The sequence below is a fragment of the Pseudanabaena yagii GIHE-NHR1 genome (assembly GCF_012863495.1).
GTDB classification, from domain to species: Bacteria; Cyanobacteriota; Cyanobacteriia; order Pseudanabaenales; family Pseudanabaenaceae; genus Pseudanabaena; species Pseudanabaena yagii.
On the sequence record NZ_JAAVJL010000008.1, the window covers coordinates 17,608 to 43,742 of the forward strand.

Consider the following 26,135-nt stretch of genomic DNA (forward strand, 5'->3'; position numbering starts at 1 on the left):
ATAGTCATGAATAGACTAATTCAGGTTCATTGATAAGGCGTAATAGCTTGACAGGTTCGATTGTTTCCATAGCGAAGGTATTGCCTTTTTTATCGGTAAAGTCGATTAGGAATGCTTGGTTATCAAAGGACATTAAAACTGTTCCCATTTGTCCTCGTCGCAGTAGGATTTGCTGATGAGTAACTTTATGCGTAGCAATCGCTTCTTCTGTTAAAGCAACAAGGTCATATTCTTGGATGTCGTTCATAGTTGTTTTTCTAAATCAATAGGCTAATTTCATTGGCTATGGTTTAAGGGTTGCGGGTCATGCTTATTGTAGCAAGGTTGTTATAGGCGATCGCCTGAAAGTATTAGAATAATTGAGACAATCTGCAATAACAGCAATTACTACAATGACTAAATATAGCCAATTTCCTAGTGATGAAGAGTTAGAAACGCTCTTGGAAGAAGAACCTGTGTACAGTGTTTATTGGGATACTGAATCGCTTGGGGCTGGTGCTGATCTTGAGCAGGTGTATCGTTGGGGCGATAAATATATTGTTTGTCTCAGCAGTGACGAAAATACAACGGTATATTCATCACTGTTAGAGGCTATCGAAAGTAATGATCTCTTCAATATCGGCGATGAAACCAAAGAGATCGATAGCTCAGAGTTGTCTTCAGAAGAAATTGCTAGACATCTACGCGCAGTTGAAAACAATCACTGTAAAGTTCTTATTAATGGTGAACATTGGCAATGTTATGAGACAGGCGAATTTGACAAGATTTAACACAAATTTTACACATGACTAGCTATCGTATCGACAGCGCTCATCTTCTCTTTGACATTCTCCATCAACTGAAATGACTCTAATTTGGTCTTGAGTAAGCTCAAAAATTGCCCTTTGTTCAAACTTTTGGGCTAATTCGCAGGCATCTTTTGTGCTTATACCTTCAATAGCAAAACTAGCCTCAGACCATTTCCCATTAGGAGACTCACCGAATACTTCTTCAAATTTTAATTTGCGAGATTCCAAAATAGCATGAAGACCTCGGTGTCTTTGTTCATTCTCATCAGTTGACAATACTTCTTCTAAAGGGTTAGCTACTGATATCACATAAATCGGAAAATTCATTGGCAAATTAGGCATGGCATTATTTCCAGCCCAAATTTCCCTGATATTTATCAACTTCCCAATCTCTTTAATATCTATTCGCTTGACGACATGAGTCTTAACAAATTTCTCCCATACATTTTTTCTCTCCTTGATTAGAGATCCGACATCTCTTAAGAGAGATTCAAGTTTATTGATACAGTCAATAGCTTCTGATATGTCATTGTACTCATCTACAATACTACGACCATGAGCCAGAGCATTACGCAAGTCTATAAGATATTTTGTCGATTTTCTGAAATATTTGTCACCCAATGGAAGGTTAAGAGCAGTTTTCAAATCTTTGGTTTTGTTAATCTCATTAATTGTTCTAGGAAAAGTGTCTCCATATTCTGGAGCAGCATCAGGAATTTGAGTGTCAGTGTATGAACCCAAAAGTCTTCTGAGACCAGACTCCAACATTAAAAGATTAGACAACAAGTAAAAAGATACTGTAGGCTTACCCAAATCTGCCAGAGTAACAATTCCCTTTAATTCACTATCAATCCCGACAAAGAACCATTTCTTTTTTACTAGTTCTGTTAGTGCATCTTTAATCGACACATCAGGATGAACCATCTTAAAGTTTATTGGTTTCATACGATTTGCGATAATTTCTCCATCGGCAAGATCTGTGAGATCTTTTCCCCTATCAATAAAGAAAGATTTCTCCCCGTCTTTTTCCACAGGAACAATATCAAAGTTATGCGCTTCCATCCAAGCAAGTACTTCTACAGCGAGATCTTGTGAATCTCTACACTTCAATTCATCACCCATAGTTGCAAAATGCTCAACATGAAGCGCATCTGCTAATTTTTCCAAGTCTTTAAAGTATCTGAACATATTAGTAATCTCCAATAATTAATGAATATTATTTTCGTGAAGTAAATCTTCTAGATCTTGCTGCATTAGTTGTGCAAGACGCTTGCTTGGCGTTTTCTCTATTTCCATTACGAGTTGTACTGCCTGTTCATGCCATTCTTCCTCTAGATTGGGACAAGAAAATTCATCACGAGGTTTATCCATCCTCGCCATAGCCGATATAAAGCCTGATTTTGCTGGCAAGTTACGCTCAACTAGGCATTCAGCACCGCAGATATTGCATTCTAATGATTTATAAGCGTTTGGCTCAGTAATAAAAAAGCCATATCCTTTAGTTTTCATATATCCCCCTTGATTGAGACTTGGAGTTTAGTCATAACAATATACCCATACCTCATCAAAATCGTCTTGTATAGTAAGGAATGTTTTTACATTTGATGAGCATACACAAAACAAACTATGTGGCGATCGCTGTTTGACTGATTTTTTTGAGAGGCGATCGCTTAAATCCCCAGTTATAAATCTTCTTCTGCTAAAACCTGTAAAACATCCCTTGCAGCATGAATAATCCTAACAATCTCAATACAATCATTCCGATCTAAATAGAAGATGAGATGCTTATTAAAACCCTTCACTGACCACTTTCGCAAACCAACCAGACGCGGATTTTTGACCTCGTAAATACTTCCAATGCTAGGCAACTGCGCCAACTGTGAAAAAGTCTGTCTTGCAGCATCGAAAAAATTTAAGGCAGCATCAAAATTATCCTCAGCAATATAAGCAAACTGCTCATCAAGGTCAACACTAGCCCTCGGTCTAATTAAAATCCTTCTAGTCATTACTTTTTGCGAAGTCTCTCTAGAAGTTGAATCCGTTTTTGTTGCCACCAATCATCATTTATCTCGATCGCTTCACCACTATCCAAACCCTCTAACAGCAGAGTTTCCAAACGCGCTTGAGCAACCCTCTCCGCCTCTTGATGCAGCAACTGCCGAATATATTCACTCGTAGTACTGTAGCCACCTTTAGAAACCTGCTCATCTATAAAAACTTTCATAGAATCAGGAACAGAGATATTTACTGTAGTCATAGCTAGTAGTTATGTATATTTCTGACTATTCAATTATGGCAAATATTGCCAATTTTTGTCAAACACTATAATCAAGGCAACTTTTTCGGACTAGGTTTAGCCACTTTACTCGATCGCTTCGGCTTTCCCTGAGCAGCTTTCTTCTCCTTACCCTTTGAAGCTTTACCCAAATTCGGCTTAGCCGCCTCATCCAGATCACCAAACTTCTTCGACCACCACCTCTCCTGAGAAGACCAGAAAAAGACCACATCCGCATGATCCTTGCGTTGCCGCGCCTGAACATCCGCACACTTCAACATTACCTTATCCACACCATCCTTAGTATAGGGAAACTTAGCCAAAGGCTTACCACAAACAGGACAAGCAAAACTAGTCGCCTCCGCCGTTACTGCATTCTCACCCTTCGGTTGAGGAATCTCCCACTGATTACAGCGATCGCTCCAAAACATCACCAGATTCTCACAGCCATGCTCACACTTGAGAAAATGCCCACCACTCACCTTCTTAGAAGGAATCTTACTGAGCGGATGACTACAATCAGGACAAGCCACATCTGAAAGCTCATTTTTACGATTACTTGGCTGTAAATCCGCACCGAGATTCGTATAAGCTCGCGCCAACATCGGCTGAAAATAGGACTGATGCCAACCAATCAAATAGCTTTGCCACTCCAACTTACCCACCGAGATTTCATCCAAAGTCGTCTCCATGCCTGCGGTAAAATCGGCTCTGAGCAGATCAGGGAAAGTTTTATGCAACACATCATCCGTAGACATTCCCAAAGCCGTAGGTTCGAGAACCTTCCCTTTGAGTAACACATAGGTTCTATCCTTAAGCGTCTTGACGATCGCCGCAAACGTACTCGGTCTACCCACACCCTGACGTTCTAGCACTTGTACTAGCTTCGCCTCGCTATACCTAGCAGGAGGTTGAGTTTGCTTCTGCGTAAACCCCGCATTTGCCAAAGCCAAGGTCTGACCGCTCGTTAACGCAGGAATATGTTTATCTTTACTCAAATCATTCCAATAGCGCGTATAACCTGCAAAGGTGAGAATACTGCCCCTAGTTTGCCAGAGCGTCGAACCTGCCTGAATAATCACCCGACTTTTTTGAATCAAAGCATTCGCACATTGAGAAGCAACGGCTCTGCGCCAGATTAACTCATAGAGTTGATGCTGTGTCGCACTGAGATGGTCTCTCACCGTTTTTGGAGTAATACTCAAATAGGTAGGACGAATCGCTTCATGGGCGGATTGAGCATTAGCTTGTTCACGATAACGAGTAGTTTTTTTAGGCACATTATCAGGATCGTGTTTCGACAGCCATTCCTTCACCTCAGCACAAAACTCAGGCGCAAGACTGGTGCTATCAGTGCGGTGATAGGTAATCAAACCCTTACGACCTTGAGGCAAATCGACACCCTCAAACAACTCTTGAGCCACCTTCATTGTCTCTTCAGGTGATAGCCCTAATCTCACGGAAGCTGCTTGCTGGAGCGAACTGGTAATGAAAGGCGGCAACGGTGATTTCTGAGCAGTGACACCCGTAGCCTCGCGAACGACATGGGGATGATTACGCGCAACTTGAATAATTCTGGCTGCTTCCGCTTCCGACAATACCCGTTTTGATTCAACCGTAGATTCCGTATTCACTTCCGCCGCATCATCGGTAACATCCTGATCGTCAAGCACAGGCTCTATCTCACTACTACCCGCATAGAAAGCCGTGAAGCCTTCAGCATATTCCGTCCATACAGACCAGTAAGTAATCGGCACAAAGGCACTAATCTCCCGTTCACGCTGACAGACAATGTGCAAAGCCACCGACTGCACCCGACCAGCCGAGCTACCGCCACTTGTCCGCCGTACTAAAGGCGAAACCTTAAACCCAATCAACCGATCCAAACATTGTCTAGCGCGTTGCGCCGAAATCAAGTTCAAATCTAACTGATGAGCATTGGCGATCGCTGCTTTAACCGCCGTAGGTGTAATCTGGTTATAGACAGCACGTTTGGGATTACGAAGATGCAATTGCTGTTGTAAATGCCATGCAATCCCCTCACCCTCGCGATCGCCATCAGTGGCAAGCACCACTTCTGAAGCATTCTTCACAGCAGCGCGAAGTTTAGTGACTACCTGTTGACCTTTGCCTTCAGTCAGTTGATAGCGACATTCAATTTTGTTGGTATCTTTGTGCATGGTAAAACCCAAGCTATCTTCACCATCTTTGGCAAGTTCTGTAAAGTGTCCAAAGGAAGCTTCCACTTGCCATTCATCGCCAAGGATGGCTTGAATGGTTTTGCACTTGGATGGAGATTCAACGAGTAATAGCTTTTTCATATTTTTATACCTGTGTAAACTTTATCTTGAATCTGGCTTAACTTTCATTTCTAGGATTGGGGTATACTGTCATCCCAGACTAAAAGCTAATTTATGAGTGATCTAATCGATTCTTATCAGCAATTAATCGATCGCATTGGTGAATGCTTGGTACAGGGGCAGCAACGAGCCTTTGAGCAGGTTAATACGCTTTTGGTAGAAACTTATTGGCAAATTGGGCAGTACATTGTGGAGTTTGAGCAGAAGGGGAATGAGAGGGCAGAATATGGTTCAAGGTTGTTAACTCAATTATCACGGGATTTGAAAACAGCTTATGGCAAAGGGTTTAGTCGCCGTAATGTCTTGGATATGCGCCGCTTTTATGTTAGTTATCCAAAATGGCAGATGGTGTCTGCCAAATTAGGTTGGTCGCATTACACGGAGCTTTTGGCGATTTCGGATGATTTAGCGAGATCGTTTTACGAGCAGCAATGCATACGCGATCGCTGGAGCGTGAGGGAACTAAAACGTCAGAAGGATTCGGCTTTGTTTGAACGAGTTGCCATGAGTAAGGATCGAGCAGAGATTTTGGCTTTGGCTCAGAAAGGACAGAAAATCGAATCAGCGCGGGATGTGGTGAAAGATCCCTATGTGTTTGAGTTTTTAGATTTGCCAGATCGCAATTACCTTGAGAGTGAATTAGAAAATCGGTTGATTGTGCAGTTAGAGAAGTTTTTACTAGAACTGGGGAAGGGATTTGCATTTATTGGGCAACAGTACCGAATTACGTTAAATAATACGCATTTTTATGTGGATTTAGTCTTCTATCACCGTATTTTGAAATGTTTTGTCTTAATTGACTTAAAAACAAGGGCAGTGCGGCATGAAGATATAGGACAGATGAATATGTATCTAAACTATTTTCGTGCCGAAGAGAATATGGAAGACGATAATGAGCCGATTGGAATTGTGTTGGCGCGAGATAAGGATGAGATTTTAGTGGAGTATGCCACAGGAGGAATTTCCAATCAGCTTTTTGTATCGAGATATCAGCTTTATCTGCCTGATGTCGAGGCTTTAAAGCAGGAGTTGAGGAGGCTTTTGGATGAGAGCGATCGCTCTAATTAACTTGTGTTGTACATGATACAAGCCTCAGTGTGTAATTGGAATTTGGTAAACATTGTTATTTCTGATTTTCAAGAGGCTTAGTTTGCTGTGCATTCAACATGGCGATAGCCCTACTGATATTGACTGCATCTCGATCGGTAACATTAGATTCAATGATTTTCCCCTGCGACTCCACTAGAATCGGATTAACAGGACGATCTTTTGCCTTTAAAGTCATCGTATCCGAGGCTTTTTCGAGACTGAACTTGTAATTCCCCTTGCCATCAGGACGCTCAAAGATAAGATTATTGCCATCTTCTTTACCCTGAACTTGCAGCAGTTCTCGACAATCACGCGCCAGCTTGAGGTCACGTTCATCATTAGCCGCCTTGTCAGTGGAAGTCTGCGAAGGTTCTTGCTCATTACCATCGCGTTTATTTTCGGTTTTGTCTTTACCCAGTTTAGCCAAACCATCAAACATCGACAGAGCGATCGCTTGAATCTGTGCTGCATAATTAATCTGATTCTGCTCTTGAATAGCAACACTCACCAGTTGAGATTCATTACTATCGGAATCGGGATTACTGCTTGGTGCGTAAGCCAGATCCCATTCTTCATCGAATACATCGTCTTTATTTTCCATCGTAAAATCTGTCAAATTAATTGGATAATTCTCTCGTTCAGCGATCGCTAAAATGTTGACCATGTGAATATCAACAAGCTGGTTAAAAGCCGTCACAAACTGGGCGACATCAACATCAGGATTAGCGGTAATCATCGTGTTTTCCTAGCGTTCTAGCTGGGGTTTAATAGGCTCTATTTTCAAGCGAGGCAATTTATCGGCAACTGAGGCAGGTTGACCCATGCGTTGAAAAATCTGCTTAAAACTAGCCAAATCCTCTGGAGTCATTGACTGAGCAGTGATTTGTCCTTTGTCAGTCCTCAGAATGTTTTCCCCCCTATCGTTGGCGATCGCGATATCGCCGTCTTCATTCCTTTGCAAGGTATAGTTCTCACCTTTAAAAGTCTCTCTTCCTGTCTGACTGAGAAAATTATCGACAACGACAACCCCTCTAGAGCCAGCAGGAGCCAGATCTCCCATCTTAGCAATCGCATCGGGATAACCTTGCTTTTGGGTTAGGTCAGCCAGATCGATATTGGTGGTCTGCACAGCAGTCTGTGTAAAGTCGATTTGCTGGTCGAGCGTGGTGTAGTCTGCACTAAACACAGCACGATTGTTGGCTAACTCAAACTTCGCGATTTCACTACCACCTTGCTCAGAGATCGCATAGACATTATCTTGAGACTGAATCCTATAGGCTTCAGCTTCATATTTGCCATCAACACCCAACTTAGTAACTAGAGCCACCGAGACAGCCGCCATCACCTGTTGCCGAAAATCATCAAACAATAAAGGATTAGAACGTCCCAACTCATCGAGATCGCTTATACCATCACCATCCGTATCACGACTTCGAGGGTTTAACCCCATGCGGATTTCATCCACATCCTTAATGCCATCACCATCGGTATCGCGACTGAGCGCGGCTGATTGCTCTTGTTTAGTAGTAATCTCGCGTGACTCAACATCGATGTAGTTTTTCTTAGCCAAGACTGGCATTGGCGGCTGTGATGATTGTGGAAGTGGATGGCGATCGCTACCAGATAAAGGCGATGGTTTAATTGGCGAGTTAGGCAACATCGCAAAATCAGGTTCATCTTTATCGCGCGGATTGGCGATGACAATACTGTTATCTGTCGCAGTAGCCGCAGTATTGGAAAGATCGGGTGCAGCCTGATATCTGCGCCACCAATCATCCATGATGTCCTGATCCCATTCCTTAGCAACCTTGTCCCACGCCGCATCACTAAAGCCAGATGGTTGCGCCTCAGCTTCTTGTTTACCTGCATCGCCTTTTTGCTGTTCATCCTCTTTCTTGGCTAGTAAAAGTTTTAGTAATTCGGCTAAAGCCTCAATCGTAGTTTGAGCGATCGCTAGTTGTTGGGAATTTGCTTGTGATGCTTCTGATGATTGAATAAAGACCATAGTGTACTCCTATAAACCTTCAGCCCAAGCAGGAACAGTGGACTTAGGTGTTGCAGGAGTATCCTTCGCAGGTAAAGGAAAGTTATCTAGAAAGTAATCCTTACGAGCCAAGATCGCCGCGTCGGTAATGGGGATTTGATGCCCTTCCTGTTCTAGTTCGACTTTTAGAGCCTCCCATCTAGATTTACTGTTTTCCGCCCGATCCGCATCAACTTTAGGGATTTTGATATTGCAGCGACGGGGGACATTCGCTTCTTTCTTGGAGCTATAGCCAGGGGAAATGAGAATACAGTTACCTTGCGGTAATTTGAGAAAATCCTCTGGTGCAAATAGTTTGCGAGTTCTTTCCTGATCCGATGTACTGGTGCTAGTCTTACCGCCGCCCGAACTCCGCGATTTTGACTTGTATTTGAGATGTTCATCACCGAGATAGTCCGAGAAAATCTTCGCGGATTCAGGTTCGAGGGGATTGAAAATTGCTTTAGTGGCACAACCACCGAAAATTGCCCTAGACACCTCTTTGCCATAGGTTTCTTCTAACTGGACGAGGTTTTGGAAACCCAACATACAGGAAAGTCCATCTTCACGGTGAACGTTCAGCCATTGGACAAGGCTCGGTAAATAAAGGGTCGGCAACTCATCGATCGCCACAAGGAGAGGATCTTCGCGTTTGCTGGTGACATTGCGGGTGACGATCATATGCAGGACAGTCGCTAAGAGCGGGGCAACCACATCTTGCTTTTCCCGTTTCATGCCAATTACCAGCAGATGTTTACCTTTCAAGTTCATCGGAATTGTGGTCTTGCCACAAAACACGCTGAGAATATCAGGAGACATGAAACGACTGAAGAGAATACTCGCCGTCGAGATTACGGAAGCAACCGTTTTTTCAGAGTCAGCCATCGAAATCAACTGTCCAAAACTGGTTTCTACCCAAGTCGGTAGATTTGCATTTTGGACTCTGGCGGGAAGATTATTCGCGCCCAATGCTTTGGCACAGAAAATAATATCGGGATAAGGCGTTGTCTTGGCTAGTAACAGCACTGCTTGGATCAGTTGGTCGCCGCTATTGGTAAAGAAAGGATCTTCATTACCTTTGCCACCTGATTTAAAGTTGCGATTCAAGACGATCGCCACCTGTCTTGCCATATCCACATCCGTCGCATCGCGAATAAAGTCAAGGGGATTACAGATCCCACTCTCTGGAAAGCTAGGGGCAAAGATACTAACTTTGTATCCCGCATCCGCCGCGATTCCTGCAATCCGTGAGGACTGTTCAGCATATTTGTAGTCGTAGAGAATAATCGGAAATCCTTGATCGATCGCACTCCGAATTGCAGGATCGATCACCCCATAGGTTTTACCCGAACCAGTGCCACCCAGCACGGCAATGCCGCGATTAGCATCGGGTAACCAAATTGTCCGATCTGTTTTTGATACCTGAATGACTTTAGGCTTTTCGCCCTCAATTGGTTTTTCATGATTCGGTGTCGCCACGCCTGGGCTGGAGATTAGTTGATCGGGGAAGACTAATTTGGGCTTAACCACAAACAAAGTCAGCTTATTGCGTTCGCGACGGTTAATTTGCTCCTTAGCTTTTTTTCGCGCCGCCGCGATCTCCGTCCCACCAACCCAATGGGCATGAGCCAATTTGTTTTTGCTATTACCGCCTGTCCGCCCCAGTAAAACCATGCCGACAATACAAGCCGCAATAATTCCACCCGTGGGCGTAAATAGCTGACTGGTAATGAAAGCAATTTCGGGCGGTAATCCTGTGGAGTTAGACTTTTTCTGTTCGACGGGAGCAGCACTATCAACGGTTGATGATTGAGCAGAAACAGATGGACTTACACAGGTTGCCAAGACGGCTATCGCCAATAACAACAGATGCTTTTGCCAATTTAATAATTTCAAAATATGCATGACTATTTGTTTTTGTTTTTAGTAGTCGAGAGCGACAGGTTGGCGGTGGCGTTACTAGGAACGACGTAAGGAATCGTATTCTTTTCGCGCAGGACTAGAAATGGCAAGGGCGGCGTAATGTAGGGAGTACAACCTAAGTCCACAAACCAGCCGCGTTGACACCAACGAAACCGTAATCCAAGCGTGACCGTGCCTGAAGCTTCATCCAAAGACTCAATCGTTACCCGAAATGCATCACCAAACGGATGATTGCCAGCCGGTCCACGATTGCCAAACAGACCACCTAAAAATCCATAACCATCAGGAACCTTTTGCGCTGCTGTCATCCATTGTTTGCCCGTATAGTAACCACCTAAAAAGTCGGTCACTTCTATATGCGGACATTCTGCATAGGAATCATCACAGGCTACCGCTTGAAATCCCGATGCAGTCATGCCACCACTGATTGGATTGACTCGATTTTTCTCTTTAGTGCCAAGGGCAATATCGACAATGCCAAAATGGACATTGGGTAACAACGTCGGTGCATTGGGAAATTGCGAAAGGCTGAGTTTACCCAAACCCGCCGCATTCAAATTGGATAGGAGAACACTTGATGCGCCCTCAATATTTGCTAGGGGCAATTGGGCAAAGCCTGGAATTGCATCAAGGCTGTAGGTATTAAGCTGAGAACCAAGACTGCTCAAGGAGCTATTGCCAAATTCGGGAAAAGCATTGACTAACTGCCCGACCGTAAGTTCACTGCCCAGACTTGCAAGGTTGGCAACTCCAGTCTGTTGTAGAGCCAGATCGAGAATTGGTTTGACTTGGCTTAGAGGTTGGTTACTAAGATCAGGCAGCGATCTCAACAAACTACTAATCGTCAGTTGTGAAGCGAGATCGCCGAGTTGTCCGAGACTGACATTACCGATCGCCACACCCGATTTATCAGCGATCGCCTGTAAACTCATCTGCTCTAAACCCATCGACTGAAACGAACCCACAGTCAGATATCGATCTGGACTGACCAGACTCCCAACTGTGAGATTATTCAGAGCCGATGGCGAAAGTATCTGTGATAGTTGTTGACGTAGCTGAGGGGTGACTGGAACCTGCGGCAAGTTTTCCAAACTAATTCTCGTGAAATCGGGAATCTGCGGAGATTGTACATTTCCAGTATTTTGAGCGACCTTGGACAAAGATTGCGCGTAAGCGATATGGGGATTGAGAATAGCGATCGCCACAAGGGGAATCGCTAAAGCTGTCAGTGGCAAGATATGTCGAAACATATTAAAAATCCAGAGAGGTTTTACTAGATCGATTTAGAAGTAAAGGTTTAAGCGGTGTAAGGCGAGGAATTTGGGCATCAGGCACAACTTCTAAAATGCTGTAGGCGGGTGTCGGTTCGTTCAGCACTAATTGAAATTGGTATAGATTTCTTCCCCCACCTGCGCCTGTGGTAATCACGGTTAGGGATGTGAGATTTCCCCTTGCGGAATTTGGTAAGTTCATTTCCAAATCAATCGGTTGGGCAAGTTGCCGCAGATTAATTACGGTTGCACCACAATTGCTATCCTTTGCACCGTCTCTACAGAGAGGACTGTCATAGTCCATGACCACTTTAGAAGGATTGCCCAGCCAGACTTTTTTGATAATCTCGCCCGTTTTGATGAAGCTGATATTCAAAGACTGCATCGGCGATAGGCTGACCGCTGAGGTTATGCCACTCACACCCATCGCTTGACTGACCCCGACCTGACGCTTAGCAGGAAATATGGGATTAGCCTGAGCGATCGCGGGCAAGGACAGGACTAGCAAAGCGATTAATCCTGAGATGGAATATTTTTGACATGGTAAAAAGCTCATAACCATAGAACTCAACAACTGATAGAAGTTAATTAGAAAGTCACAGACTGATTCACAAATACCTGTAGTTCTTTACCTGCGGGGATAAAGAAGACATTAGGACGGGTTTTGATTTCTTCGAGCGCCTGTTGACTGCGACGATTCAAAGTTTCCGAGAGAATGCCAAAGCCACCACTGAGCGCCGCCCCAAGGTAGTTCGGTGGTGGTGCAGTATTAACCGTAGAACTCCCCCCAAGCGTAGATATGCTGCTGGTACTAGTCGGACTATTGGTGAGTTTGCCGACTTCAGCAAGTGCCGAGGTCAGAAAAGTGCCTACGTCCATACCACTAATTTCCGAACCGCGATCGAAGTATTTGTCCGCAATCAACGGCGCACCATCCGCACCACGAATCGTAATCGCATTGGCGGGAGGCGTAAGCTCTCGACCATTGATCACAATTCCAACCACATCTAGTTCTGATAATCCTGATTTAGAATCCAAGGGACGCGCCACCACAATTAGAGAAGCATTTGCAGGAATGGCAACTTTTCCATCCGCCGTTGAAATTGCTTCTTGGAGCGTGACAATAAATTTCGGAATCAGACCAGGTGCAGAGCCAATCACACGACTACCATCGGTGGAGAACACCAACGCTGTTTTCAATGATGCTCTTGCGGTAGTCCCCACTAGCAAAGTGTTGGCATTGGTAGCCTGAAGTGATTTTTCGGATTGGGCGAGATAACTGGTTAAGGAATCGGAGCGCGGTTTCTCAATCACAAGGCTTTGGGTGCTGACATTACTAGCGATCGCAGGATTGGGCGCGATCGCTTTCGGCATTTCACTGGGAGCCGCCAGATTTCCGTAGCTACCAATGCTTGCCAATCTCTGCCATTCTTCGGCGGGATTTTTGACTTCCGCAGGTGGACTCGCTGCAAAAATACGCGAAGGCATCACCATCGGTTCGACTGGCGACATGATTTGTCGTACAGGATAGATGGGCGCACTTGCCAATGGCGGCGCTGATAGGTTGCTCATTACAGGCGACTCAAGAGCGCGATCGCTAGATTTCGCAGCATTCGGGTCTAGTTTGTCCTTATCTTTACCATCGAGTTTAGAATCTGACTTCGGTAAAACCGATGGACGTAATGTTTTCGATTTACCTGCGGAAAGCTGACTGCCCAAAGCCAAATCGGTCTTGAACTTAGCGATTTCTGCATCTTTGGGATCGAGGGTAGAGGCGACAACAGCATTCGCATCTTTGCCACCAGATTTAGCATCTAAGGGCTTGGCATTGGATGACATGACGCTATTCATGAATAGTCCGACTAGTAAAAAGCCAAATAAGCCCGCGCCGCCGACTAAAGCAATTTTGGAAAAAGGACTACTAATCAATCCCCGTATAGTGCGATGCTCCTCTGGATCGAGATCGTCATCTTCATCAATATCGTTGGTTTCACCGCCCGCATATGGCAGTACATCAGGCTGAAAACCCGTTAAATAGGCAAAGTCAATTTCATCAGCTTTTACATTAACTTTTTCAGTAGCTTTTACATCAACTAGTGGCTGTTCGGCAATTTCCGTAATCATGGCAACTCCTGTCACATATTTAATCCAATATCGAGAAAATGAGAGAGCCTTATTTCAGATCGGTTCTGGCAAGGTCGCGCATGGCATAGATTTCTAAGCCAGAGGCTCTAACTTTGAAAATGGCTTGCTCTAATGGCGAAGCATCAGCTTTGAGATTCGGGACATCGATCGCCTGAATGAAGATTTCTTTGTTAAAGGGAACTGATTCACCAACTTGATTACTGGGACTAAAAGTAACCAGATTTGCCACGAGGTTTACTTTCCATTTCCCCTTTTCAATCTCTTCAGGGGCAGTAATGGGATGTAATCAGGATACGTGTAAAACAGTGCCACGAAACGCTGAAACATTTACTGAGATTACTCTTGAACGATCTCAATTGGCAAGCTAACTGCCAGATCCAACGGTTCGGGAATAGTCGTCAGATCGACAACATAGTCGCCATACCGCTTTAAATGTCTAGTCAGATAAGGACTCAAAGTAGAGAGTAACTCGCGGTCAATCTTATGACCATCCTCAACCAAACTGCGTACCGCAGCAGAAATATCCACAGTATTCTGAAAAATCACCGCGCTGGCAACTAAGTCGAGATACTTGAGCCGCTTCTCTTGCTCTTCAGGATCGTGGTCTGTAAGTACCCCCTGCTTACCAAAAAATAACCAGTCCAGAAAATTGTGATAGCCTTCAACAATATTGGTGCAAGCTGTAATCTCCTGACGTAAAGCGCGGTCGGAAATATATTGCAGCAAAAACAACGTTCTAACAACCTGTCCCAAGGCTTGAAAAGTTTGGTACAGGCGATTCTTGCGACTATTACTCCCTAATCTTCGCAAGATCGTTGAAGGCATCAACTTACCCGCCTGAATAGACAAAGTTACACGAATTAAATCCTGCCAATGAGTTTGAATCAACTTCCAATCCACCACATCCGTAAATAACGGATCGATGTATTTATACACAGCCTCTGGACTCGGACGAAAGAACGTATAATCCTGCCAGTTCCGAATCCGAGGCATCAGCTTGATTCCCAATAGATAGGACAAAGCAAAGACAGGCAATGATTGACCTTGAGTATCCGCATGTAAGGTATCTGGTTGAATATCCGAACTGTTCTTCAGTAACCCATCCAAGATATACACTGCCTCCCATACTCCACAGGTAATAAAGTGGGTGAACAGCGCAATGTAAGTATCTGAGACATGATGGTAAGCAATCCCACCATAACCGCCATAGCGGATATGGTACTCTGACATCAAACTGTTTTCATGAATCTGAAACTTGCTTCCATCAGCGGCTGCGCGTTTCCCCGTTCCCCAACACTTGGGCAATGGGAGTAAATTGTAAGCATTAATCAGCTCCCGGATTGCTGCTTCGATTTGGCTGGTTTGAATATGTAGCCGATTGATGCGCGACAACATCTGTCCATTGATCAGTCCGCGTGTATGACGTGCTGTTTGATAGGGACCAAGGTTACACCCATAACCAAACACAGCCAGAATATACCGCTCAGTGGGTTGGTCTATTTTAGCCTCAGAGCCTGAAGCTAATCCAAAATGCCGCGTCCAGTTGAGCCAATATTCCACATTGCACAGGATGTCCAATACGCTCCGCTCTGGCAAACGTTCCCAAATCTTAGCTTCGAGTTCATCGGCACCAGACGGTTTCACTTCTGCTACCAAACGTTTGAGGACGGGTGCTCCAACTTCGTTAATGGTAATTTGACTACCATCTTGACAGATCTGGTCAACTGTCTGTGCCACCTCTGTTAATTGCTGTTTTAAAGCAGCCACAAAGGACTCAGCGGTTACTGGTAAACCGCTTTGTATTCCATAACTTGCCAAGTCGTGTTCACATTCTTCCCATGAAAGTAACTGTTCGCGAAAGTCGGCGTATTGCTCGGAACCAGCGACAGAGATATCTCCTGTTTTCAACTCAGCCGCTAAATAGGTGAAGATGCATACTTCGAGATGAACTCTCGACAGTACTTGCTCTTCCCCACGCTGTTCCACCACCAATCGTCGCCACCGCTCGCTAATGAAACTCAAATCGAGATCGTCGCTGGGTAAATATTTACTGCGCCGCTGTTCGTGCTTCAACACAAACGCCAAAGCTACAGGTAACGATTGATCTTGAGAGGTCGATTGAAGTTCCAAAGATCTGACCAATTCAAATAGCAACGGACGATAACGACCGAAGAAATGCCGAATTAATGGTAAATAATTATCGCTGTTGTAAGTCGTAATTGCCTGACAGCGTTCGAGTAGCTCGGCGGAACCACCATGAGACTGTAGTAGGGCTTGCACTTGATTTCCGAAAGTTTGTTCGTCAGGATGATCGACAGATACCTCTAAAATCTCTGCTAACACCCCTAGCATCACTTCAGTTTGCTTGAGATGTTGTTCTCTGAGTTCCACCAATCGTTGGCGGGCAAGGTAGTGAATTTTCCGCATCCGCTTGAGAAACAGATCGACCAAATAATCTCTGGTTTTAACTTGCGCCCGATAGAGCAAACACACCAGTAAAGCGTTTCGTTTATTAGTTTTGATATCTCGAAAATCCGAAATGTCCAGCGCTTTAGCTTGAGCAGCAAAAGATTGAATCTTACTCTTAGCAATCCCCGCTAACAACCGTTGGGCATTGCCAAAAGACATCAGCTTGTCAAATTTAGATTGCAACTGAATGATGTGGGAAAGTCTAACACTCTTGGGCGGAGATTTGAGTAAATTGAGCGTGACCTGACCTTCGACGGGTTGAGATAAGAGTAGCTCGTCTAAAAAGGTCTGCTCCGCAGGAGTTAACTTTGATGCCACCTGTTGAAATAATCTGTGATTGGTAATCGAACGTACATTGCCAGCTAGGCGATCTAAGGTACTAAACGCTGGTAACTCATAACTTTCTTTGACCAATTCCTCAATCGCCACATTAATTAAATCGGCGTTACGATCCATAGTTGTCGCCGCCGTTGCGATAGCAATAGCGATATGTTGACGTGCGCCAGCATCAAAGATTTTAACTTTTAGAAAAGTCCGAATCGCTCTTTCATAGCGACGTAGTGACCGCAGGGGGGCAATGGCATCAACTGAACTGTTTAAATTCAATAGCTTCCGTAAATGCTCAATGAGTGCGGTTGGAATTGATGCCGCATCTGGAAAGTACCCTAGACGCTGAAAAGCTTTCAGAGATATCAACAAGCGAAATCGACCTTCTTTACTGGCAGTTTGGACACGAGCAAAAGCTAGCTCGGATTCAGTTGGGGTATAGAGTTCGGCTAATTCTTTGAGATTCGGGAGAGATTTAAAACGAGGATAGGCGGTGCGTTCGATTGCGGTCATTAAATTAGGCGATTACCGCCGATTTTCGGTCACACCAACGGTAATTAGCGTTAGGCTCATTTTCCTAGTTGAGAGTATTAATTATACTCCTAGCTCAAACCACTTATGGATTGATAAGGTGCTTGATAATTCTCAGAACGCTCGAAATTCATCATCCAATTTTAGTAACTTATTTAAAGCTGTTTGAGCAGCAAGTTCGGCCCGCTCGGAAGTAACTTTTTGATATCGCAAAGTGGTCTGAATATTTTGGTGTCCCATCAATGCTCTTAGTTCTTCAATCCCGATTAATCCGACTCTTTCTGTCGCAAAAGTATGCCGCAGATCGTGAAGGCGAATACCTGCTATTAAGGGGAAAGGATCTGTCAAGTCTCGCCATCGCTGATGAATATTTGGATAACTCAATCGCACCACTTTCTTACTGAGTCGGTGTTGAGCTGTCCACAGATCTGGATGCCCTTGGTGTCGGTAGTATTTGAGGTATTTCTCTAGCAATAGTGCTGCATCCTCACTGTAGAAGCACCAGCGGGTCTTATTGCCTTACCCAACGACCTGAAACCTCTGCCCTTGCAGATCTAGATCTTCTAGATTTAAAGCTAAGAGTTCGGCAATTCTTGCTCCACTGCGGTGTAAAAGTCGAACTACAGCATTCAGGCGACAATCGGGTGTAATCGCCTCATACATTTGCTGGAGTTGGGGGGTACTCAGATAGCGGATGACGCAATCTGAGGCATGTTCGCCTTTACTAAAATCTGGCTTACGCCGTCGTAAATGAGCTATTGGATTGACTCTGATATATCCTTGTTCGACAGCAAAGTTTAGGAGGGCTTGAACGATGGATTGATGTCGGTGGTGAGTTGTATAGGCTAGATGGTTCAAGCCGTTGAGATACTCTTCTATTACTGCACGACCCAGAATCTCAATTGGATATCGTCCATACTTTTGTAGTAGCGGAATCAGTGTCAGTTCGTAAGACTTTTGGGTGGCGATACTCAGTCCAGGACGCTCTAAAAATTGAGTAGTAACTGTTGCTAAAGTCAGCGACATATACTACCTCCATCAGTCTAAACTTAAGGATAAGATTATTTTAAAAGTATATTTCTTTATTGATACTTTAATCTAGACTTATATGCAGCTTCTTGATTCTTTACTTGCGCCTAAAGCTGATGAATCACTCGGTCAATATCTTCGACGGCTCAGACTACACAGAGGTTTGAGTCAAGCCGATGTGGTCGAGCTTGCAGGTATTCATTTGCAAAGCTTGGGTAAAATCGAACGAGGGAGAACGCTTAAACTCAATCACAAAACTTGTAGTGGGTTGGCTTATGCTCTTAATGTTCCGAAAGAGTATCTCGAATCGGTTGGCAGAGGTGTTGCCGTGGATGTCCCATCTGCGCTCAAGTTTTGTCCGAGTTGCTGGACTGTAGGAACGGCTCCTGAGTCGATGTGGTTGGATTTAAGAGCGAAGTGTTGTTTTCTCTGCGGGATGGAGTTACGTCATCGCTGTGTGGGCTGTCAGGAGCCGATTACTTCCCTGAAGCATCGTTTCTGCCCTTTTTGTGGGACATCTTATCAATCTTCTTCATCTTTAAAAGTTTAATAGCTGAAAGCATATCACAGTCAGGGTTTCAGGGCTTCGTGGCACTGTTTTACACGTATCCTGACTATACCCCAAGGTTTGCTGGGGAGGTTACTCCTAGATGTTCGCCGCCATATAGTTTTGAAACGGTCAGTTCTCCGAGGATATTGTGGAATTTTAATGGGCTGCTAGTCATGGGCTTTTTCTCAATTTAAAAAGCACCTCATTCCATAAATGAGGCGCTGTGCAACTTTTGTGGGGTGAAATACTCCCTAGATCTGCCGCTAGGCTACTTAAAGAAACGAGATATTAAGCCTAGATAAAGTTTTGACAACAAACTTATCTATGGCTGCAAATCTAAGCGATATTAGTTACAGATTTGGATACCTTACCGGGTAAATAGAAAAACCAACAAATCCCCATCACTTTTTGAAGCGACGTTACCGCAATAGCGATCGCTTTTTTATTGGCTAAAGTTTATCTGGCGATCGATTCACTAAGGCTAAAATTTTGAAGTAGCATCAAAGGTAATGTTATGGCTTCATGGTTATCTATGGTTGAACCTATTACGATAACTGATATTTTCTAAAGTATGGCTATTTATCTATCCCCTGAGCATCGAATCTCTATGCAAAGCCACGCCGAAGCAGCTTATCCAGAGGAATGTTGCGGTTTGCTTTTGGGTCTAATCCAATACTCAGATCCTCCTATCAAGATTGTTAGTGAAGTTCAGGCGATGCGTAATATCTGGAACAAAGAATCGGCTCTTAATTTTCAATTGCCTTCGGGTTCTGATCCTAGTTCCCAAGAAGGGCATGGTGTTAGTAAGATTGACCGCTACAGCATCGATCCTCAAGAAATGCTCGGCGTTCAACAAAAGGCACGGGAATGCAGTTTGGAGATTATTGGCATTTATCACTCCCATCCAGATGCTAGGGCAGTTCCTTCTGCCTTCGATGAGGCGATCGCTTGGCCACTATACTCCTATGCGATCGTTTCTGTTTTTCAAGGGAAAACAGACGATCTGCAAAGCTGGATGCTTGATGACAAGGGGAACTTCCAAAGTGAGCCGATTCATCTCTTGGCAACTAAGCAGATCCTTTAAAAATGTTATCCTGCTGGCACTAACCCAACAACTCTTGACCATGCGCCGCTGCCGCCCTTTACTTTGATCGGAAAGCACAGGATAGTACTACCAACTGGTGGAAGCTGGCTCAAGTTGGTTAATTTCTCGATTTGACAGTATTTTCGCTTTATCCCTGCAAAATGAGCCGACCATAAACGTTTTGGGTCTTGAAAAGTTGCCCACTCATTGCCAATCATTGGGTAGGGACGATCCAAACTCCATGCATCAGTGCCAATCACTCGTACTCCAAGGTCTACAAGATAAAGAACCGCTTCCTCTCCTAATCCACACCCGTAACCAAAAAATTCTTCTGTACCCCATACTGCATCCGCTCCTGTACAAAAAAGCACTATCTCGCCAGGGGTAATGGTGTGGCTTAATTTCTCTAAGCGCTTCTCTATGTCTTCGGGTTCGATCAAATAGCCTGTGGGTAGATCCGATACGTCTAAAACGATAGCTTGCCCAGCGAACCAATCCAGTGGAATTTCATCAATTGTCCAAGCAGTCTGTCCCTCCGAGGTTGGAGCGTAATGCCACGGTGCGTCTAAGTGAGTACTGGCATGAGTTGAGGCTTCAACAATTTCACCCGCAAAGCCAAGTCCATTAGGAAGAGCGGTTGATGGTATGCCAAACATAAATTCCCACATCTCGGCACAGTCTTGATGCGAGATGCGTTGTATACGGGGAGGAGTGGGTTCGCTTACTGTTGGTTCAAGTGGACGACTGAGGTCGATTAGTTGAACGTGCTGCCCCAGAAGTGCGACAGTCTTTTGATTAATCAAGGTGCGCTTCTCCTGCACAAGTAATACTTACTTCACTTTTTATCGTCTCACAGATAACTCTCAAATAGGGGGAAGAGTCATACAATTGTGAGAAATCATCTTTAACAGATGTTCTGATTCCGCAATTTCGATGTGCAAGTAGTCATGGATTTGTTCTCAATTAAAAAACGAGTCAATCCTCTTAAGAATTGACTCGCTCGGTAGTTTTGGTGTGGTTACTCTCTAGCTCGGTCGCTAGGCTGCCTCTACAAACCATTGGTTAATCATGATTGGCTCCTGATTGACTGTGTGGTTGCCTGATGGAACTGTCTTTACCCAATCAGGATATTTGTAATTTGTTCGATTCATTGCCATCTGTTCAGTTTCTGTGAGTTTACGGAAAATAAGAATATCGGCAACTACTTCTGTGTTGGCAAATCTCTTAAAGGCGATATCTGGCAATCTAATGGCGGTCACTAGCTCTAACTTACTCGCTAGATATCTCCGAAAGCTAGTATTAGCTGCATCAAGAGTGAAACAACTGGTAATTAGAGCTATCAATCCATTTTCTCGCACGAGGTCAGCACATTTGGCTAAAAAATAGTTGTGAATACTGAGGTTCAAGTGGGCATAGCGTGGATCGTAGAGTTTGTAATTGCCAAAGGGAATGTTGCCGATCGCTAGGTCAAAACTGTTATCACTTAGGCTCACTGTCTCAAATCCCTGAGCGTAAATCAGGGCTTCTGGGTATAGCAATCTCGCGATTTGGGCAAAGATTGGGTCTAGTTCTATGCCTACCCATTGAGATCGCTCTCTCATCAGTGCGGGCTGGCATCCCATAAACGATAGGGTGTTGCACGCTGGTTCGACGATCGCTCCACCTGTGAAGCCGATATCACTGAGAATATCCCACATGGCGCGGATTACTTCAAAGCTCGTTTGGTAGGCGGTTGCCGTTGCGGATTTGGCGGCTTGGATTTCGGCTTTGGTCAATAGTTGGCTCAGTTTTTCATGGCATCGATGCTGCCATGTGTTGCCTTGATGATTGGCTTTCACCCAGATATCGGTGAGGGTTCCCCATCCCGATGCTTTGGCGAGTTCTACCTGTTGTTGCTGTGTTGCTGTTGATATTGATTTGCTTAGGGCGATCGCAGCGACGGTTGCTTCTGCTTTTACTCGCAATGGGCTATCAAAATGCTGCTCGATTTCTGGCGTGATCTCAAATATGGGTTGGTACATGATTGGCTTTTTCCCTAGTTTTTGTTCTTGCGAACAAGCGCTAGCCATAAAAAAGGACACGACTTTAGCTGTCATGTCCTTTTTTAGATATTGGTTCAAAATCCTTTAGTTGCCTTTGCCTTTGGTTTTTAACCAGTTGTTTAGGTCGGCGATCGTCTCTAGGTCAAATAATGCTTCAGCTAAATTTTCTAACTGCTTTGCCGATAGTTTATTCACCTTGCCCCTCAAACTTGGGGTGATCTGTCCAAACTTGCGACCAAGCATCCGCAGCAACATCGTGGATTGCCCTTTTACTAGTCCGCGTTGCTCGCCTAGCTTTAAGCCACGTTGCTCACCACGCTGTTCGCCTTCTTCTCTTGCCTCTTGATATACTCGCGTTTGCTTTAAATCGCTGTATGTAAACATTGCTTCAATCTCCTGCCGACTGAGTTTTGGGAATTTATATACCAACACTGTCTCTATTAATTCTAGTACCTGCTCTTGGATTTCGGTATTGTTTTCTTGCTCAATCTTTTCACCTAGTTGTCTTGCCTTAGTTATAGCTTGACTTTCATTAGACAAGATGAGCTGAATAATACCGATCGCAAAGGAGTCTGTCTCTCGCTCTAGCAGGTCTTCTAGGTAGACTCGCCGTATCCTCTGGCAGTCGAACATTTCCTGTACATGGCTTCTTGGCTCTGGTTCATAACTGCGCCTCGCAAAGATGGCGATCGCTTGCCATTCTTGTGCGGGACGGTATTGGTTTAGGTACAGATATATCTCGGATAGGTATTCCCAGTAAAAGTCTTCCTTTTGCTGAAACTGGACTTCAAGTAAATATATCGGTTTGTCTTTGGCTTTTGGGCTAAATATGCCATCAAACCGAAAGGCTTTTTCTTTCACTTCTACTGAGCTAAATTCATAGCCTTCTGCTTCAGCAATCGGGCGTTCGATTAGCTCAAACAGTAGGGTGTGAAAGGTGTTGAATAATTGAAAGAAGAGCGTATCAGTTTTCATATCCACTTAGTTTATCAAAGTTTGGGATTGGGAAATTCTTTTTTTCTAGAAGATAGATAATCAAGGAGATAAAGCTGCTTTATCTCCTTTCTAAGCAGCGACTAGTTCGCAAACTATGGTCTTTTGATGTGTTTTCAGCGAAGCTGTGTATTCGCCCACCAATACTTTGGCGGAGTCTTTGGCTACGAGTCCTAACAGGTATGGCTTTTTCCTGCTTTTACGGATGACTTCTATCTGATATCTGCCATCCTCTTGGCGTTGTGATACAACAATGGGAATACAGGCATGTTCTCCATTTCCTGTCCATTTGGTTGAGGCAAGTTCTCCATACTGAGCGCCTACTACTTGCAAGCGCATCAGTTGATTGTCATGGAGGCGAGCGCAGATCTCTGGCAGGAACATATTGAAGACTACACTTGCAGTTCCATGATCGCCGTTGTGACTGGCTTGCCACATCGCAGCGGCACAGGTTTGGGCGGTTTTCTCGCTTTTGTTGCGTAGTTTCTCGCCTAGTCCTTTTGCCCATTGCACGGCGGCTCTGAGGATTTTCTTGCGAGATTCCCGATCGCTTGATAGTTTCATCGCTTCCCTGATCTTGCTGGTATATTCATCGCGTCGGGTGATCGCTCTTTTGTAAAGCGTTTCGTTCGGTTTGATGAATAGTTCGCGGAATTCGAGTAGGGTGAGCTGGCGTTGCATAAATGAGGGATGAATGAGTAAATATTAAAGATAACGAGTTTAAGCAATGAAAAACAATGAAATGTCCAAAGTGTGGTTCAACACATATTCGTAAAAATGGGAAACGAGGAGACAAACAAAATCATATTTGCGCTGATTGCGGTCGTCAGTTCATTGATCATTACCTGATTGACTGACAAAAGTGGTAAGAGAAGTTGCGAGAAAGTATACAGAGATTGAATTTGAGTAAAAAAGAGGCGTATGCTGTTTTTTGAAGAAAAAGGAGCATAGGACAAATGACCCAAAACGCCTCACGTATCTATAATGAACTAATAAAATTCGGGAGTCAATACAGCCAGTGGTCAGATGTGCGCCATTTGGGAGTAATGGCGTGGATGATGGTGGGAATGATCGCCACAGGGAGTGTGAATTTAACGAAGTGGTTAAGCCATATCAACACAAAAGCATTGATCGCCCAAAGCACGCAAAGACAACTATCAAGATGGCTGAACAATCCGCGCATAAATCCAGCTAAGCTATACAGTCCAGTAATCAAAGAGTTAATCGCTAAATGGAAAGAGCCAGAAATATATCTGAGTTTTGATACCAGTCAACTGTGGGAAGAATACAGCATGATCCGATTGTGTGTAGTTCATCAGGGAAGAGCTTTACCGTTATGTTGGCGTGTAATCAAACATCGCAGTAGTAGTGTGGAGATGAGTAGCTATCAAGACATGCTCAAACGCGCATCGAAACTGTTGCCCGTGAATGTCAAAGTAGTTTTATTAGCAGACCGAGCATTTGCTAATCCAGAACTGGTGCGCTATGTGTGGGAATTAAAATGGCAATGTCGGATTCGGATCAAGGGTAATTTCTGGATATATGCCCCCAAGCATGGCTGGCAAACAGTCAAACAATTACATCTTCGTCTTGGTGAAGCTAAGTTGATCCACAATGTTAAAGTTCACAAAACTGAGTCCAAGCGTCTTACCGATGTGCATATTGCGGCGGCTTGGGAATCTGGGAGCCGAGAGTATTGGTATATTCTCAGTACTGAACCTACCACACTCCAAACTTTTTGGGAGTATGGTCTGAGATTCGATATTGAGGAGAATTTCTTGGATGATAAATCTAATGGCTTTGATTTAGAATCTTCGCGTTTACGTTCGGCTCCTGCCATTTCTCGCCTTTGTTTTGTGATAGCACTGACCACCTTGTTTTTAACGGCTCAAGGACTGGCGGTTGCTGATTCTGGCTATCGTCGTTTGGTTGATCCTCATTGGTTTCGTGGGCTTAGTTATCTCAAGATTGGCTGGAACTGGATTCACACCGCTATCACTAAAAACTGGGCTTTCTTGCCTTTCTACTCTTTTACTTCTTATCTTGACTCTCACCCTGCTATTGCTTCTCGTCGAAAACATCTTCAGAAATTATTCCGCATTGAGTTCTATGCTTCTACTCTCGACTATGCTTCATAGACTTTTGTCAGTCAATCAGGCCTTGAGGACGCATTCTAATCGAACAAAAATCGCTTTTGGGTGTAATACCAATTTTTCCTATATCAACTTTTTCTATAATCTTTACTGTATTGTCTAAAAAGGCTTCGAGATGAAAACCTTCATCAGGATGCCAAGTCATAACTCCTCGTCCTTGATAGAGACTACCTTCATAATGAAAGTAAAGTAACTCCAATATAAATTTAGTCTCTTGAAAGTAATTGTCCATTGGTAGATAAGCTATAAAAAACTATTAATCGGTAAGCTCTTATTTTTGGTAGTGTTAAAGAGGTAAGGATGAGTTGTAATGGTGAGCAAAGAAGAAAATAGCACCGATATGATTTTCTAATTTTTTAGAAAACGAAAGTGTCTTTCTTACTAGTCGTCCAACTCTCTGCCTCAAAGTGCAGTTAAGTCTCTCAATATAGGAGTATGACCAGTTTCTTTGCCAACAGGACGATGACGCTGAGCAGGGAATACAAGAGCATAAGCAGTCCAGAAATCAGTATAAGCTATTGAACATTGGCGATAAACGGCAGGTAAAGAAGCCCATAAACACCTAGCACTATTTTCATCTCGACTGCCTACATAAATTCCAATAATTTCTCTAGTCAATTGATCTATGGCAATCCAAACCCATTGTTTATTGCCCTTGTTACCAACAAACGACAGTTCGACAAGCTCACTGACCACCACATTTCATCACATTGAATGGTCAACTTGCCTTTTTTTTGACACTAACATCTAAATTTCGTGCTACTCCACGAAATTTACCATTTACATAGCTTTGTAACCATTGGAGTGAAACACCTGTAATCCTTACTATTGCTCTTAGTGATACTCGTTCTAGCATGAGCTTTTCAATCAATGCTTTTGTTTCATCGGAGATTGGCTTATTCTTGGGTTCTAAACTAAATTGACGATCACAATCACGACATTTATGATTTTGCTTACCATGTCGAGTTAAGCCATTAAGCACGATATTCTCACTTTCACATCTAGGGCATCTCATTTCTACTTCTCATTTCCTTACTTTTTTCTTTCCCTTTTAGTCTATCCTTACCTCTTGATCACTACCTT

Annotated in this window: 25 protein-coding genes and 3 pseudogenes; 6 read left to right on the forward strand and 22 right to left on the reverse strand. The window is 44.0% G+C overall.

From position 1 onward, the window contains the following. Positions 1-4: 4 nt before the first annotated feature. Positions 5-247, reverse strand: a complete 243-nt coding sequence (locus tag HC246_RS25065; RefSeq protein ID WP_169366149.1) for a DUF4926 domain-containing protein — start codon at positions 245-247, stop codon at positions 5-7. Between the two features lie 145 nt (positions 248-392). On the opposite strand from HC246_RS25065, the gene HC246_RS25070 reads away from it, so the two are divergent. Next, the gene (locus tag HC246_RS25070; protein WP_169366150.1) at positions 393-770 is read left to right on the forward strand and encodes a hypothetical protein; all 378 of its coding nucleotides are present in this window, start codon (positions 393-395) and stop codon (positions 768-770) included. Positions 771-788: 18 nt separating this feature from the next. Here the strand turns inward: HC246_RS25070 and HC246_RS25075 are convergent, their stop codons facing one another. The 5 genes from HC246_RS25075 to topA form a co-directional block, all read right to left on the reverse strand. After that, positions 789-1,976: a DUF3293 domain-containing protein gene (locus HC246_RS25075; RefSeq protein ID WP_169366151.1), complete on the reverse strand. Its 1,188-nt coding sequence runs from the start codon at positions 1,974-1,976 to the stop codon at positions 789-791. Between the two features lie 18 nt (positions 1,977-1,994). Next, positions 1,995-2,297: a hypothetical protein gene (locus tag HC246_RS25080; protein WP_169366152.1), complete on the reverse strand. Its 303-nt coding sequence runs from the start codon at positions 2,295-2,297 to the stop codon at positions 1,995-1,997. Between the two features lie 173 nt (positions 2,298-2,470). Beyond that, on the reverse strand, positions 2,471-2,794 hold the full coding sequence (locus tag HC246_RS25085) for a type II toxin-antitoxin system RelE/ParE family toxin (protein ID WP_169366153.1): 324 nt from the start codon (positions 2,792-2,794) through the stop codon (positions 2,471-2,473). Beyond that, positions 2,794-3,045, reverse strand: coding sequence for a type II toxin-antitoxin system ParD family antitoxin (locus HC246_RS25090; RefSeq protein WP_169366155.1), 252 nt, complete (start codon positions 3,043-3,045; stop codon positions 2,794-2,796). The genes HC246_RS25085 and HC246_RS25090 overlap by 1 nt, the downstream gene beginning before the upstream one ends. A 71-nt stretch (positions 3,046-3,116) precedes the next feature. Further along, positions 3,117-5,384: a type I DNA topoisomerase gene (topA, locus tag HC246_RS25095; protein WP_169366156.1), complete on the reverse strand. Its 2,268-nt coding sequence runs from the start codon at positions 5,382-5,384 to the stop codon at positions 3,117-3,119. A 93-nt stretch (positions 5,385-5,477) separates the two neighbouring features. On the opposite strand from topA, the gene HC246_RS25100 reads away from it, so the two are divergent. Then, positions 5,478-6,491 carry a PDDEXK nuclease domain-containing protein gene (locus tag HC246_RS25100; RefSeq protein WP_169366157.1) on the forward strand — a complete coding sequence of 338 codons (1,014 nt, stop codon included), beginning with the start codon at positions 5,478-5,480 and terminating at the stop codon, positions 6,489-6,491. 55 nt (positions 6,492-6,546) lie between these two features. Here the strand turns inward: HC246_RS25100 and HC246_RS25105 are convergent, their stop codons facing one another. The 10 genes and pseudogenes from HC246_RS25105 to HC246_RS26645 all read right to left on the reverse strand — a co-directional run bounded on the left by HC246_RS25105 (position 6,547) and on the right by HC246_RS26645 (position 18,227). After that, a complete protein-coding gene (locus HC246_RS25105) occupies positions 6,547-7,248 on the reverse strand; it encodes a hypothetical protein (protein WP_169366158.1) in 702 nt (233 codons plus the stop codon). A gap of 9 nt (positions 7,249-7,257) precedes the next feature. Then, the gene (locus HC246_RS25110; RefSeq protein ID WP_169366159.1) at positions 7,258-8,517 is read right to left on the reverse strand and encodes a hypothetical protein; all 1,260 of its coding nucleotides are present in this window, start codon (positions 8,515-8,517) and stop codon (positions 7,258-7,260) included. A gap of 9 nt (positions 8,518-8,526) precedes the next feature. Further along, positions 8,527-10,440, reverse strand: coding sequence for a type IV secretory system conjugative DNA transfer family protein (locus HC246_RS25115; RefSeq protein ID WP_169366160.1), 1,914 nt, complete (start codon positions 10,438-10,440; stop codon positions 8,527-8,529). 2 nt (positions 10,441-10,442) lie between these two features. Further along, a complete protein-coding gene (locus HC246_RS25120; protein ID WP_169366161.1) occupies positions 10,443-11,708 on the reverse strand; it encodes a hypothetical protein in 1,266 nt (421 codons plus the stop codon). 1 nt (position 11,709) lies between these two features. Next, complete coding sequence (locus HC246_RS25125; protein ID WP_169366162.1) at positions 11,710-12,285, reverse strand: hypothetical protein; 576 nt, start codon at positions 12,283-12,285, stop codon at positions 11,710-11,712. A gap of 32 nt (positions 12,286-12,317) precedes the next feature. After that, positions 12,318-13,868, reverse strand: coding sequence for a TrbI/VirB10 family protein (locus HC246_RS26795; RefSeq protein ID WP_169366163.1), 1,551 nt, complete (start codon positions 13,866-13,868; stop codon positions 12,318-12,320). A gap of 34 nt (positions 13,869-13,902) precedes the next feature. Beyond that, positions 13,903-14,103 (reverse strand): hypothetical protein, encoded by a 201-nt coding sequence (locus tag HC246_RS25135; RefSeq protein ID WP_169366164.1) that lies wholly within the window; start codon positions 14,101-14,103, stop codon positions 13,903-13,905. Positions 14,104-14,210: 107 nt separating this feature from the next. Continuing rightward, entirely contained in the window at positions 14,211-17,183 is a 2,973-nt protein-coding gene (locus HC246_RS25140) for a Tn3 family transposase (RefSeq protein WP_169366001.1), read from the reverse strand. Between the two features lie 132 nt (positions 17,184-17,315). After that, positions 17,316-17,705: pseudogene (locus tag HC246_RS26640) on the reverse strand (tyrosine-type recombinase/integrase); the annotation flags it as partial. A gap of 15 nt (positions 17,706-17,720) precedes the next feature. Further along, entirely contained in the window at positions 17,721-18,227 is a 507-nt protein-coding gene (locus HC246_RS26645) for a tyrosine-type recombinase/integrase (RefSeq protein ID WP_263972571.1), read from the reverse strand. Positions 18,228-18,309: 82 nt separating this feature from the next. Between HC246_RS26645 and HC246_RS25150 the strand changes: the two genes are divergently transcribed. Both HC246_RS25150 and HC246_RS25155 read left to right on the forward strand, forming a co-directional pair. Next, on the forward strand, positions 18,310-18,780 hold the full coding sequence (locus tag HC246_RS25150; RefSeq protein ID WP_169366000.1) for a helix-turn-helix domain-containing protein: 471 nt from the start codon (positions 18,310-18,312) through the stop codon (positions 18,778-18,780). Between the two features lie 607 nt (positions 18,781-19,387). After that, positions 19,388-19,864, forward strand: coding sequence for a M67 family metallopeptidase (locus HC246_RS25155; protein WP_263972584.1), 477 nt, complete (start codon positions 19,388-19,390; stop codon positions 19,862-19,864). Positions 19,865-19,869: 5 nt separating this feature from the next. On the opposite strand, the gene HC246_RS25160 is transcribed toward HC246_RS25155, so the two are convergent. From HC246_RS25160 to HC246_RS25175, 4 genes are all read right to left on the reverse strand, one after another. After that, complete coding sequence (locus HC246_RS25160; RefSeq protein WP_169366166.1) at positions 19,870-20,667, reverse strand: cyclase family protein; 798 nt, start codon at positions 20,665-20,667, stop codon at positions 19,870-19,872. Positions 20,668-20,901: 234 nt separating this feature from the next. Continuing rightward, on the reverse strand, positions 20,902-21,960 hold the full coding sequence (locus HC246_RS25165; RefSeq protein ID WP_225903117.1) for a class I SAM-dependent methyltransferase: 1,059 nt from the start codon (positions 21,958-21,960) through the stop codon (positions 20,902-20,904). Between the two features lie 30 nt (positions 21,961-21,990). Continuing rightward, positions 21,991-22,881, reverse strand: coding sequence for an Rpn family recombination-promoting nuclease/putative transposase (locus tag HC246_RS25170; RefSeq protein WP_169366167.1), 891 nt, complete (start codon positions 22,879-22,881; stop codon positions 21,991-21,993). Between the two features lie 90 nt (positions 22,882-22,971). Next, positions 22,972-23,580, reverse strand: a complete 609-nt coding sequence (locus HC246_RS25175; protein WP_169366168.1) for a hypothetical protein — start codon at positions 23,578-23,580, stop codon at positions 22,972-22,974. Between the two features lie 56 nt (positions 23,581-23,636). On the opposite strand from HC246_RS25175, the pseudogene HC246_RS25180 reads away from it, so the two are divergent. Both HC246_RS25180 and HC246_RS26165 read left to right on the forward strand, forming a co-directional pair. Continuing rightward, positions 23,637-23,744: pseudogene (locus tag HC246_RS25180) on the forward strand (IS1/IS1595 family N-terminal zinc-binding domain-containing protein); the annotation flags it as partial. 111 nt (positions 23,745-23,855) lie between these two features. Beyond that, entirely contained in the window at positions 23,856-25,037 is a 1,182-nt protein-coding gene (locus tag HC246_RS26165) for a transposase (RefSeq protein WP_169361634.1), read from the forward strand. Between the two features lie 7 nt (positions 25,038-25,044). On the opposite strand, the gene HC246_RS25190 is transcribed toward HC246_RS26165, so the two are convergent. After that, positions 25,045-25,284 carry a hypothetical protein gene (locus tag HC246_RS25190; RefSeq protein ID WP_169366169.1) on the reverse strand — a complete coding sequence of 80 codons (240 nt, stop codon included), beginning with the start codon at positions 25,282-25,284 and terminating at the stop codon, positions 25,045-25,047. Positions 25,285-25,338: 54 nt separating this feature from the next. Further along, positions 25,339-26,067: pseudogene (locus tag HC246_RS25195) on the reverse strand (IS1 family transposase). Positions 26,068-26,135: the final 68 nt, after the last annotated feature.